This is a genomic window from Candidatus Xiphinematobacter sp. Idaho Grape, assembly GCF_001318295.1.
Classification (GTDB): domain Bacteria; phylum Verrucomicrobiota; class Verrucomicrobiia; order Chthoniobacterales; family Xiphinematobacteraceae; genus Xiphinematobacter.
Genome location: NZ_CP012665.1, coordinates 148803 through 161199, shown reverse-complemented (window position 1 = coordinate 161199; position 12397 = coordinate 148803). Strand labels below are relative to the sequence as shown.

Annotated in this window: 11 protein-coding genes; 9 read left to right on the top strand and 2 right to left on the bottom strand. The window is 48.3% G+C overall.

Going from position 1 to position 12397, the window contains the following annotated elements; translation table 11 throughout:
* The first annotated feature begins 3 nt into the window (after positions 1-3).
* The 9 genes from AMD24_RS00725 (at position 4) to AMD24_RS00685 (ending at position 10544) form a co-directional block, all read left to right on the top strand.
* Complete coding sequence (locus AMD24_RS00725) at positions 4-1434, top strand: glycosyltransferase (RefSeq protein ID WP_062100236.1); 1431 nt, start codon at positions 4-6, stop codon at positions 1432-1434.
* 164 nt (positions 1435-1598) lie between these two features.
* Positions 1599-2891 carry a transcription termination factor NusA gene (gene nusA / locus AMD24_RS00720; RefSeq protein ID WP_062100235.1) on the top strand — a complete coding sequence of 431 codons (1293 nt, stop codon included), beginning with the start codon at positions 1599-1601 and terminating at the stop codon, positions 2889-2891.
* A 268-nt stretch (positions 2892-3159) separates the two neighbouring features.
* The gene (gene infB / locus AMD24_RS00715; protein WP_062100234.1) at positions 3160-5280 is read left to right on the top strand and encodes a translation initiation factor IF-2; all 2121 of its coding nucleotides are present in this window, start codon (positions 3160-3162) and stop codon (positions 5278-5280) included.
* Positions 5281-5378: 98 nt separating this feature from the next.
* A complete protein-coding gene (gene rbfA / locus AMD24_RS00710) occupies positions 5379-5732 on the top strand; it encodes a 30S ribosome-binding factor RbfA (protein WP_062100233.1) in 354 nt (117 codons plus the stop codon).
* Between the two features lie 6 nt (positions 5733-5738).
* Positions 5739-6749: a DHH family phosphoesterase gene (locus AMD24_RS00705; RefSeq protein WP_062100232.1), complete on the top strand. Its 1011-nt coding sequence runs from the start codon at positions 5739-5741 to the stop codon at positions 6747-6749.
* Positions 6727-7449, top strand: coding sequence for a tRNA pseudouridine(55) synthase TruB (gene truB, locus AMD24_RS00700; RefSeq protein WP_062100231.1), 723 nt, complete (start codon positions 6727-6729; stop codon positions 7447-7449). The genes AMD24_RS00705 and truB overlap by 23 nt, the downstream gene beginning before the upstream one ends.
* Entirely contained in the window at positions 7446-8369 is a 924-nt protein-coding gene (locus AMD24_RS00695; protein WP_062100230.1) for a bifunctional riboflavin kinase/FAD synthetase, read from the top strand. Before truB ends, AMD24_RS00695 begins: the two co-directional genes overlap by 4 nt.
* Positions 8370-8458: 89 nt before the next feature.
* Positions 8459-9385 carry a D-alanyl-D-alanine carboxypeptidase family protein gene (locus AMD24_RS00690; protein WP_062100229.1) on the top strand — a complete coding sequence of 309 codons (927 nt, stop codon included), beginning with the start codon at positions 8459-8461 and terminating at the stop codon, positions 9383-9385.
* 82 nt (positions 9386-9467) lie between these two features.
* Positions 9468-10544 (top strand): 6-phosphofructokinase, encoded by a 1077-nt coding sequence (locus AMD24_RS00685; RefSeq protein WP_062100830.1) that lies wholly within the window; start codon positions 9468-9470, stop codon positions 10542-10544.
* 21 nt (positions 10545-10565) lie between these two features.
* Here AMD24_RS00685 and gatA read toward each other — a convergent pair whose 3' ends face one another.
* Both gatA and gatC read right to left on the bottom strand, forming a co-directional pair.
* Positions 10566-12014 carry an Asp-tRNA(Asn)/Glu-tRNA(Gln) amidotransferase subunit GatA gene (gene gatA / locus AMD24_RS00680; RefSeq protein WP_062100228.1) on the bottom strand — a complete coding sequence of 483 codons (1449 nt, stop codon included), beginning with the start codon at positions 12012-12014 and terminating at the stop codon, positions 10566-10568.
* 4 nt (positions 12015-12018) lie between these two features.
* Complete coding sequence (gatC, locus tag AMD24_RS00675; RefSeq protein ID WP_062100227.1) at positions 12019-12306, bottom strand: Asp-tRNA(Asn)/Glu-tRNA(Gln) amidotransferase subunit GatC; 288 nt, start codon at positions 12304-12306, stop codon at positions 12019-12021.
* Positions 12307-12397: the final 91 nt, after the last annotated feature.

Below are 12397 nucleotides of genomic sequence, written 5' to 3'. Positions count from 1 at the left end.
TTAATGCGCATTGCAATTGTCCACTACCATCTACGCATAGGAGGGGTTTCACGTGTTATCGAACTAGCCTGCCGGGCCTTACTGAAAAGGCCAGACATTTCCCTTGCCGTGCTGGCAGGAGATGTTGCACCCCTCTCACCTATTCCTAATCTGGTACCAGTTGCCAGGATACCAGGACTGGATTACAAAAATCCTCCCTCCAGTCTACAAAAAACAGAACTCCTCCAGGAGCTGAAAAGAAATGCCTGCCGCCTTTTAAAGGGAGCTCCAGATATCTGGCACCTGCATAACCATTCCCTGGGGAAAAACCTCGCGCTTATCGAAGCCACCGCATCCTTGGCCAAGGAGGGATATGCTATGCTCCTCCAAATCCACGATTTTGCGGAGAATCAACGCCTAGAAAACTATCAACATCTAATCCATGCGTACGGAAGTCCGCTAGAAGTAGGAAACCTGTTATATCCCTCTGCCCCCCGCATTGCCTACGCACTGCTCAACTCGCGCGATATGACCCTTTTGCAACGAATACGATTCTCAGGAAAACTCTTTCTTCTGCCCAATCCTACTCTCCCCCCCTCAGTCACTCACCATCCCCATCCAAAAAGACGGGGAGCTGCACGTTTCATCACCTATCCGTGCCGATCTATCCGAAGAAAAAACATCGGCGAAGCCCTTCTTTTTGCCTGTACCTTGCCAAAAAAAGGCAGCCGACTTGCGCTTGCTATGCCTCCTCGGGCCTCAAATGAACGTCTTTCCTATGCACGTTGGAAGTCCATTGCTAATCGATGGCTTATTCCAGCCGAATTCATACATTCCAGTCTCAATATGTCCATTGGGGATCTTATGTCTTCTTCTGAAGCCCTACTTACTACCAGTCTTGAGGAAGGTTTTGGTATGGTTTTTTTGGAATGCTGGCTCTTTAACAAGCCTATCTTAGGTAGAGACATTCCATTAATCACTGCGGATCTCCGCTCTACTGGCATTATCCTAGACTCCCTATACGACTTTCTAGGAATTCCAATCTCTCTTATCGGAAAGAAGCAAGTGTACCAGTCCCTCTTCCACCATCTGTGGCAAAATGCTACCGCAGTTGGTATGCCAGTAGAGGCTCAGTTATGTGAAAGAATGTTGCAACGGGCTTTCCGCGGCGACCAGGTGGACTTTAGTTGGCTAGATCCTACCCTCCAAGAGCGTGTTCTCTACCTAGCCTCACAGTCTTCCGCAGTTGCTCGAGATTTTTTTCCTAAACCCCCTACTCCGACTTCACTGGAAACCATCCAACTTAACCGTAGCGTTGTGAAGAGAGAATATTCTCTTGAAAGATATCTAGCCCGTCTCCTAGAGATCTACTCCGCTATTGTCTCCGCTCCAATGGCTCCCGTCAATTCAGCAGGGAAAAGTTTAGACATTTTTAGGGAGTTTCTGCTTATCTAGACTGGGGCTGGTTACCATTTCTCTCCCTTACTAAGGGACGCGACTTTGCCTCTTGACTACACTCGTTCTCACGCTCACAATCACCGGTGCCTGTATCCATCGGTAAGTCTAGTGACCCAGACGGGTAATGCCGTCTCGCCCTGTCTGTTTTGTCTGTACTGGTTATGAACGCTGAATTGATTGCAACTCTGGATTATTTAGAGAGGGAGAAGGGAATCCGTCGGGAGGTGCTGGTGGAAGCTATTTCGTCTGCTCTCCTTGCCGCGTCAAAGCGCAGTTTTACCGCTGGCACCAGGAATTTGCGTATCGAAATTAATCCAAAAAATGGTAATATACGTGCGATGGCCAAGTTAATCGTTGCAGATCCTGTGCGTAACTCCCACGATGAGATTGCCATTTCCAGGGCGCGCCTTTTAAAGCTGGATGTGCATCTGGGGGAGGAATTAGATGTCGAAGTCACTCCCAGGGATTTCGGACGCATTGCAGCTCAAACTGCTCGCCAAGCCATCACGCAGCGTTTGCGACAGCTTGAGAAAGAGATGATTTATCAGGAGTTTAAGGACCGAGCAGGAGAGATCGTCAGCGGAACTGTTCGCCGTTTTGAGCGCTCTGATGTCATCGTTGACCTCGGCAGATTTGAGGCTGTTATGCCAGGATGGGAGCGCGTCTCCACTGAGGAATATAGCGTCGGTGACCGCATCCGTGCTTATGTCGTCGCGGTTGAGAACGGTTCGCGCGGCCCTGAAATCATTCTTTCACGCAGTCATCCGAATTTTGTTCGTAGGTTGTTTGAAATTGAGGTAAGTGAGATCGCGGATCACACTGTGGAGTTGAGGGGTATTGCCCGTGAAGCTGGCTACCGTACTAAGGTTGCTGTGTTCAGCTCTGATGAAAAAGTTGATCCTGTGGGGGCCTGCGTAGGTATGCGTGGGGGACGTGTCAAGAACATTGTGCGTGAACTGAATAATGAAAAGGTGGATATTATTAGATGGCATCCTGACCCAAAAGAATTTGTAAAAGAGGCCCTCCGCCCTACGGTGATTAAAAGTATAGCGATGGACGAAGCCAAGAAGGAGTTGCGAATTACCGTTGCTAAAGAGGGTCTTTCTCTGGCAATCGGCAAGAGAGGTCAAAATGCTCGCCTGACCGCCAGGCTAACGGGCTGGGACATTGATATCCAGGAAGATAAATCTAGGGAGGAGGCGCTCGAATCCCAAAAAGCGCAGGCTGCTCACTCCCTGGCAGAATCTCTCTGTCTTAGCGAGGAAGACGCCTCTTTCCTTGCTAGTGCTGGTATGAATTCAGTAGAAGTGGTTGCCATGTCTGATGCAGAAGATATCGCAGGCATCCTGGATGGAGATATGAAGCGTGCTGCTCAAATTCTAGCAACTGCAAAAAGTCTGCAGAAAGATGCTTTGCAGCAGCAAAATGCCCCTATTTTTTCGGTTGGAACCTAGAGTAATTTCACTCATTCCACTCCCCATATATGTTAATTATATGTTATGGAGGGAGGTCTGGGGAGAAGGGAGGGGCGCTGGCGACTCCCCTCAACTAGACCGGTTCGGGGGAAGGCTGTTGCGGGTTGCATTTTCTCCGCCGACACCAGTCAGGCCTTAGGGGGATTGGGTCCATGTAAGATTTGTAGGTCAGGAATCTTAGTAAATAATGAACAGGCTAGATAAGAAGGCAATCCGGCCTTATACGGTATGAGGTGCATAAATCCCAATGGCCACACGACTTAATAGCAGAAAGGGAGAGGGTGGTACTCCTACTGGGAGGGGAGGGCACAGGGCAGTTTGCTCTGAGGCAGAGCACACCGCCGCACCCGTTCGGCCGAAAACAGATAGTCCTGTTGCCCCATCTGGCAAAGCAACGGAGCCCCTTTCCCTGATTGTACCCGAGAGGAAAGATACTAAGAATGCAGAGAGAGAGAAGGTTTCTAAGCTCAGACCGCTGGCTCCAATTACTGCTAGAACTTCCGCTGCTTCCCAAGAATCAAAAATATCCCCTTCTCACGTGGAAGAAGAAGGTACTCCGGCTGAAGGGAATTTTCCTGCTTCCAAGGTCCTTCATATTAAGCCGCCAATTATCGTCAGAGAACTTGCTGAAAAACTTGGCATCAAGCCGTTCCAGATCATCCATGATCTGATGAAGCTAAATATCTTCGCTGCTATCAATCAAACCGTTGAACCAGACATAGCATCTAAACTTTGCAAAAAACACGGCTTTCACCTTGAGCGGGAGAAACGCAAGGCTGGAGAGGGACACCGTAAGGCGGTCCCCTACTCTGTCCTGACACCTCCTATCTTTTTTACCGACAGAGCCTCCGAGGAACTCCGTCCTAGGGCTCCCATTATCACCTTTATGGGGCATGTAGACCATGGAAAAACCTCTTTGCTCGATGCTATTCGCAAGACGAAGGTCGCTGCTGGGGAAGTCGGTGGAATTACTCAGCATATTGGTGCATACAGTATCGAGCGCGATGGTCACCGCATCACCTTCCTTGATACTCCAGGCCACGCTGCCTTTACTGCCATGCGCATGCGTGGAGCTAATATCACGGATATCGTGGTCCTTGTCGTGGCTGCCGATGATGGTCTGATGCCGCAAACCATTGAGGCCATCAGTCACGCTAGAGCAGCTGGAGTTACTGTCATTGTAGCTATTAGTAAGGTGGACTTACCCGCCGCTAATATTGATCGAGTTAAACAACAGCTGCAAGGGCAGGGTTTCACCCCAGAAGACTGGGGTGGAAACACCATTTGTGTCTCAGTAAGCGCCACTCAGGGTACTGGCATCAATGAGCTCCTAGAAATGATGTGCTTACAAGCAGAAATTCTTGAGCTTAAGGCTAATATACGTGCCCCAGCACGTTGTACCGTCATTGAAGCTCAACTTGAGCCAGGCCGTGGTCCCACCGCTACACTCATTGTGCGTGCGGGAATAATTAAAATTGGACAGCCCTTTGTTTGTGGAAACTACTGGGGTAAGCTTAGACAGCTTATTAATGACGACGCCAAGCCCATCCGAGAAGCTGGCCCGTCTACCCCTGTTAAAATTTTTGGCCTTAGTGGACTTCCTAGCGCAGGCGATGAGCTGATCGTCGTGGATTCAGAGCGCTCTGCCAAGGCCTTTAGCAAAGAAAAGTTAGAGACCGTCCGAACCAATAAGCTTGCTGTTCCACAGCGTGCTACGCTGGAAAACCTATTTCAAAGCCTTGCAGGCGACCAGAAAAAATCCCTTCAAGTCGTTTTAAAGGCAGATGTACAGGGTTCTATGGAGGCCATTATTGCCTCTTTAAGGGAGATACCTAGTCAAAAGATTGCCGTGGAACTAATCCACGCTGGCGTAGGTCCGATTTCCGAATCGGACGTACTTTTGGCCGGTGCCTCCAATGCAATTATTATAGGTTTCGGCACCAAGGTAGAGAACAGTGCTTCCGGTATCGCCAAACGCGAAGGTATACAAATCAAGCTCTTTAGCATTATCTACGAGCTTATCGACCAGATTAAGGAGGCAATGGTTGGAATGCTTGACCCGCAGTTACGCGAAACTGTTATCGGTCATGCCAAGGTAAGGCAGGTCTTTGAACTCTCCAGAGGTAAAGTAGCGGGCTGTGTAATTACAGATGGCCGTATTATTCGTACTGCACGGGCGCGAATCCTGCGGAAGGGTCAGCCTATCTATGATGGCAGTATCGCTACACTGCGCCGTTTTCAAGACGACGTCAAAGAGGTTAGGATAGGACTTGAATGCGGTGTTAAGCTGGGTGACTTCTCCGAATATTCGTTGGAAGATACTATTGAGTGCTATTTTTTAGAAAAAACGCAGCAATTTCTAGAATAAAACAGAGCCTGTTTAATTCTAGACAGGTAGGTCGCGCTATAAATGTATAGGAGCTAATCTTAGTAGGAACTCCTCCCTGAAGTGACACCCCATCTGGCATGAAATATCGGATTGAGCGGGTTTGTAAAACGCTGAGGCGGGAGTTGGGAATCTTGATTCTCAAAGAACTCCAGTTTCGCGCGCCGCTTGTCTCTGTCAGTTCCGTAGACGCCACTCCGGATCTCAGGCATGCCTACGTTTATATTTCCGCCTTAGGCAATAATCAACAAAGGGAAGATGCTCTCAGGGTTCTAGCATCCCACCGCGTTTACCTACAGCATGCCGTTTCAAAGCGAATAACCCTCAGGTATACCCCTCATCTCCACTTCCGATCAGATAAATCTATTGAACGAGGCATTCGCATCATTAAATTGATGGATGAATTGGGATTCCCAGATCTCCGTTCTGACTGACGTCTCATGAGTTCAGCACTGTCTAATTCTCCAATACCAGCCAATGTCTGCTTTAACCAGATTCTATCCGCTCTCCACTGGGCTAGAAATATCTTAGTAACAAGTCACCTAAGACCAGATGGAGACGCCTTAGGCTCTGCTATTGCCTCCGCCCTCTGGCTTCGCAGTCTCGGAAAGAAAGTAACTACTTGGAATGAAGATGGGGTACCGAGTCGGTTTCACTATCTCCCCTTTCACTCCTACGTTTCTATACCTCCTACGGACAAGCATTCTTTCGACGGAGTAATCGTTCTTGACAGTCCTACTCGTGGTAGATTGGGAAGGGTACTTACAGCTATCAAATCCGCTGGTATCCTGATCAATATTGACCATCATATCAGCAACCAACGTTATGGGGATCTCAACTATGTAGATCCTTCTGTTCCGGCTACTGGACAGATTCTTTTTGACCTCTTCCGCTATGCGGAAGCGGATTTTACCCCAGAAATTTCTACTAATCTTTATGCTGCTATCGCCACAGACACTGGTTCCTTTCAGTATACAGGAACTTCTCAACACACTTTTGAATCCGCCGCATATCTCGTGCGTTCAGGAGTCCAAGTTACAAAGCTCTCTCTGGCAATGTATCACAACCAACCCCGGCGCTGTTTTCGTCTTCTTCAGCATGCCCTTAATAACACCAAATTTTCCTGTAACGGGACCATTGCTCACTTTTCTCTCTCTCTTTCTGACCTTGAACATCTTCAGATTTTCCCAGAAGACAATGAGGGCATCATTGACCATTTACGCTCCGTAGAAGATGTTATGGTGGCTCTCTTCTTTGAAGAACTACCTGGTGTCAGAGTACGCATTAGTGCCCGATCAAAAGATGCACGCATTGATGTGTGCAAAATCTGCATGCGGTTTGGTGGTGGGGGTCACCCGTTTGCCTCAGGAGCGTGCACTCATGGTTCTCTGTCCTCTATTCGAGAAAAATTTCTTACTGCTACCTACCATGAAATCCAGGGTCTCACTTGATGGCATACTGCCTGTAGACAAAGCTTCCGGAATGACTTCACATGATGTCGTAGCTATTGTCCGTCGCGCTTTTTCTACAAAAAAGGTCGGCCACTGCGGCACACTTGATCCTCTGGCCACTGGTCTGCTCCTTGTGACAATAGGCAAGGGGACCAAAATTCAAGATCTTCTTATGAGTGAGGATAAGGAATATATAGGGACCTTGCGATTAGGAAGCATTACCGATAGCCAGGATGCAGAAGGGGCGATACTCGAGAGGCGTTCTGTACCGCATTTTTCTGCTCTACAAATCGAAAAAGCATTCTGCCAACTCACTGGAGATTTTTATCAAATACCACCTATGGTCTCAGCAATTAAAAGGAATGGAGTTCCTCTCTACAGACTTGCCCGTGAGGGGAAAAATGTCGAAAGGACGCCCCGCTTTGTCCATGTACATGCTTTCGAAATTCTGTCGGTTCGACTACCAGAGGTAGATTTTTGTGTGGAATGCAGCAAGGGGTTCTATGTGCGTACTTATGCTCACGATATCGGCATGATCCTTGGCTGTGGTGCATACCTCCAGTCTCTGCGCCGGACTCGATCTGGGAAATTTTCCCTCCATGGAGCTACTACTGTCGAAGAGGTTAAAAATTCCTCCTGGGACCTCCTAAAGAGGCGTGTTCTTAGCCTTCCAGTTGTTTCTAGGCTACGTAGCGCATGATCTTTCGCTCCATCTCAGAGCTAAAGACCATTGCAGCTCCTCTTGTAGTTGCTGCTGGAGTGTTCGATGGAGTTCATCTTGGCCACCAAACCCTTATCCGCCGCGCTCTAGAAAACGCCTGCTGCAGAGACGCCTCTTGCGTCATTTTAACTTTTGATCCACATCCCGCTCAATTCCTTCGCCCTGCTTCTGCTCCACGTCTCCTTACCTCTACAGCCCATAAAATTCGTCTGATACAGCAACTTGGCGCAGAGCACATTCTTCTCTTGTCCTTCAATGCAGCACTTGCCGCACTCCCTGCTGCTGAGTTTATTTATCTTCTTAGTCTGCACGCCCCCTTCCTCCGAGAAATTTGTGTTGGATATAACTGGTCTTTTGGGAGAAGACGCGAAGGGAACATCCCTCTCCTCCGGCGACTTAGTACAAAGTTTGGATTTCGAGTCACAGAAATTGGCGCCGTGGAAATGGGTGGTGAGACTATCAGCAGCACTCGCATTCGAGACTTTATTCAATCCGGAGATCTTCACTCTGCTGCTAAATTTCTTGGTCGTAAATACACCATTTTAGGGACAGTTGTAAGAGGAGAAGGGAGGGGGCGCTCCATAGGGTTTCCAACTGCAAATCTGGCCACGCATAACGAACTTTTCCCTCCAGATGGTGTGTATGCGGTCCACACCCAAATTGACGGCGCTATTTTTTCAGGTGTAACCAACATTGGCACCCGCCCAACTTTCCCTCCTGCCTCTCAGCGGACTTTAGAGGTTCATCTCTTAGATTATTCTGGCAGTTTGTATGGAAAAGATGCCAAAGTATGCTTTGAGGTCTTTCTCCGTAAAGAGCACAAATTCCACAGCCTTCAATTGCTGCGTACGCAGATTGAAAAAGACATCCACCTCGCTAGAGCCTTACTTAAAAAGTAGGATCCTCTCTGCTGCATTGCCTTCGTCTAAAAAGCGAGGATTGTTGCTGCTTCCTCCTGCTCCCCAATAAGTTTCCACCCGAGCATAGCATGCAGTTTCATCAATACAGCTCCTTTTTTAGTTGGGGATCCATCGCCTCACTCCTTGCTACCGTCATACCAGCTCAGGAAAGTGTGCTCATAGCAGATAATCAAACTGGCTACATTTTGCACGGCAGAAGCATCGAGCACAGACTCCACATCGGCACCCTAGCGACTATTGCCACTGTAGCGGTAGCACTCGACTGGATCTACGTTAACAGGACCCCCCTCTCCACCCTAGCTGTGGTTCCAAACGGTTCAGATTTCAATTCTATCCTGAGACCCGGAGATAAAATTTCTCTGCGAGACCTGATTTACTGCATAATTCTCTCCTCAGACTGTGGGGCAGCTCACACACTGGCCGAATATATCGGCTCGCGCGTTCATAATCCTAGGGGTCTTTCTGCAGAAAGAAACTTTGTCTCACAAATGAACATGCTAGCACACCGTTTAGGAATGCACCATACCCACTTTCTTAATCCAGGTGGGTCATGTTTTACAAAAAAGCAACAACCCTATTCAACAGCAGTGGATATTGCCCGCTTGACTCATTATGCTCACCAGAAAGCCCAGTTCCGTTTCTATGCCAGCCAGGCCTCACGGACTATTCAAATTGTCCGAAAGGGAGTGGTGCATTCTTTCTATCTCCAAAATACCAACCAATTTCTTGGTTACAAACGCATCGATGGGGTAAAAGGCAACAACTGCTGTGGTGAAATAAACAGGAGCCACCTTGTACTAACAACTGATCATCTCCCCATTGCTACGCAACACGAGAACAGATGGATCATTATTACCCCTCGGCGCCTTCTCATTGTTCTATTGGGATCTACTAATTGCTTGAACGACGGCTTGGCATCTCTACGGTATGGATGGAGGCTATATGATGAGTGGATTACCCAAGGGCGTCCTATTAGAGAGCACGATTTTCTCTAAACTCCCTTCCTACTCACTCGGGGAGAAACAAAAGACTAGTGTCCTCTTTAGGAAAAGAGATGGAGATAACATTCATAACCAGATGAGAAAAAAAATCAGTGTACTGACTACTGGCGGAGATTGTCCAGGGCTTAATGCAGTTGTGAGAGCTGTCACTCGCACTGCAGATCGTTATGGGATGGAAGTACTTGGATGCTGTGAGGGATTTGAAGGGCTCCTGCCTCCAGGCAATTTCCTTTCGCTTGACCGCTCTGCCACTGCAGGCATAATGCACCTCGGTGGGACTATCCTTGGTACTACAAACAAGGGGCACTTCATTGCAAAAATAGGAGCAGGAGATAAAGCTGCCATTCCACAAGAAACTATTCAAAAGGTTCGCCAAACTTTTGATACCTGCGGTCTGCACGCTCTCATCATTGTTGGCGGCGATGGTTCACTAACTACCGGCCTGCAGCTTTTTGAAAACGGGATGCCTATCGTGGGTGTTCCGAAAACAATCGACAATGACTTGGAAGCTACAGCTATTACATTTGGTTTCGACTCAGCCGTTGCTTGTGTAGTGGATGCTATGGATCGCCTCCATACTACCGCAACAAGCCATCGGCGCGTCATGGTTTTAGAGGTCATGGGGCGCCACGCAGGCTGGATTGCTCTTTATGGAGGTATGGCTGGGGGAGCAGATGTCATCCTAATTCCAGAAATTCCTTTTGACTTAGATAGAGTCTCAGAGACAGTTAGGCAACGTGATAAGTTTGGGGCAAAAAGTACTATGGTAGTTGTCGCTGAGGGAGCTCGTCCAAAGCAAGGAGGACAGTATCTTCATACTGTCATGGGCGGAGAGTACCGCTTAGGTGGAGTAGGAGAAGTGGTGGGACACGAAATAGCAAACCGTACTGGAAAGGAAACTCGTGTCTGTGTCTTGGGACATCTCCAACGAGGAGGGGCCCCTACCGCTGTGGACCGTATCCTTGGCACTCGTTTTGGGGTTCATGCCGTTAAACTTATCCATGAGAATAAATTTGGCATGATGGTAAGTTATGCAGACGACTGCATCACAGAAGTACCTATTAATGAAGCAGTTAATAAACTGCGACAGGTTCCCCCAGATTGCCAGATAGTTCAAGATGCCCGTGCCTCGGAAATCTCCTTTGGCGACTAGGATTTGTTTCTTAATAAGTGCCTAAAGAATTGCTGTGCAGGCAGTCCATCCGGAGGCTAATTCGTAGGCATTGGCAAGACGCAGCAGTTTCGCCTCTTCAAGGGCATTGCCAAGGAACTGAACTCCAATTGGAAGAGACGACCCTTCCACTATTGCAAAGCCACAGGGCACACTAATACCGCAGATTCCAGCTAGATTCGTAGCAATGGTAAAAACATCCGCCAAATACATACGCAGAGGGTTATCCCTGCGCTCCCCTAGACGGAAGGCAACGTCCGGCGATGTAGGACAAACAAGGGCATCCACTTTACTAAAGGCTTCTTTAAAATCTTCACGAATGAGGGTACGTACTCTTTGAGCACGGAGATAGTAGGCATCATAGTAACCTGAGCTTAGTACATAAGTACCAAGGATAATGCGACGTTTGACTTCACTGCCAAAACCTTCCTCACGGCTACGTCGATAGTGATCAAACAAACTTTGAGGACCTTCAGCATAGTAACCATAGCGCACGCCATCAAACCGAGCAAGGTTTGAAGAAGCCTCAGCCGTAGCTAAAATATAGTATGCGTTGACAGCATATTGTGTGTGAGGCAGAGAAAGTTCTACAATTTCAGCCCCCAGCTCACTACACTGCTGGATAACCTTCTCTACAGCAGACCGCACCTGAGAATCCATTCCTTCTACAAAATATTCTTTTGGAATACCAAGACGTAGCCCCTTCACACCAAGATTAAACTCACGCGTAAAATCCTCCTGGGCACATTCTAAGCAGGTGGAATCTTTTGGGTCCTTTCCTGCAATAGCGTTAAATACCATAGCACAATCGCGTGTAGAACGAGCAAGTGGACCAATCTGATCCAGCGACGAGGCGAGGGCAACGAGTCCATAGCGTGAAACGCGACCATACGTTGGTTTAAGACCCACGCAGCCGCAAAAAGCAGCTGGTTGCCGAATAGAGCCGCCCGTATCCGAGCCTAAGGCTACGAAGGCTTCACGAGCAGCAACAGCCGCAGCAGATCCCCCACTGGAGCCTCCCGGAGTACGCTGCAGATCCCAAGGATTATAGGTAGGCTGTACAGCTGAGGTTTCATTAGAAGACCCCATAGAGAATTCGTCCATATTTGTCCGTGTGAACGGAATAGCACCGGCTGCTCTTAGCCGAGTGATAACCGTTGCATCGTAGGGGGCACGGTAGCGAGCAAGCATTCTAGAGGCACAAGTGCAAAGGTCCCCTTCTACATGAATGGCATCCTTGATAGCAATAGGCAACCCACCCAGTGGGAGCGAAATATCTACCCGCTCAGCCAATTGCATGGCGCCTTCTACATCCCAGTGTAAAAGGGCTCTTACCTTTGGCTCTACCTGGACAATCCGTTCCTCTAATGCTTTAATGGCATCGCGTGGGTGGAGCTCTTTAGTTCGAAACTTCTGTTGCAACTCGTGCAGGGTTAGCTTTGTAATTTCCATTCAGTTACTCGACAACTTTGGTCACCACAAACAGCCCATCGGATGAACGTGGAGCATTCTCTAAAGCAGCTGTCTTGGTAAGACCATCTATAGGTTCATCTTTCCGAAATACATTGTATATTGGCGCCGCATGGGCCGTTGGCTCCACGTCAGAAACATCTACGGCCTTCAGCTGTTCTATACATTCCAATATTTGCTCCAGCTGGATCTGAAAAAGGGATTCCTCCTGCTCAGTGAGCGCGATGCGAGCGAGGGCTGCAACATCATGTACATTGAAGTAAGGACTACCCATGAATAGTGTAAGTCGGTTGGAGCTATCTAAAGCTCCGTAGAAATGTTTCTAGAAAAGATCATATCGTTTTATATGAGTATGTTTGGAGATA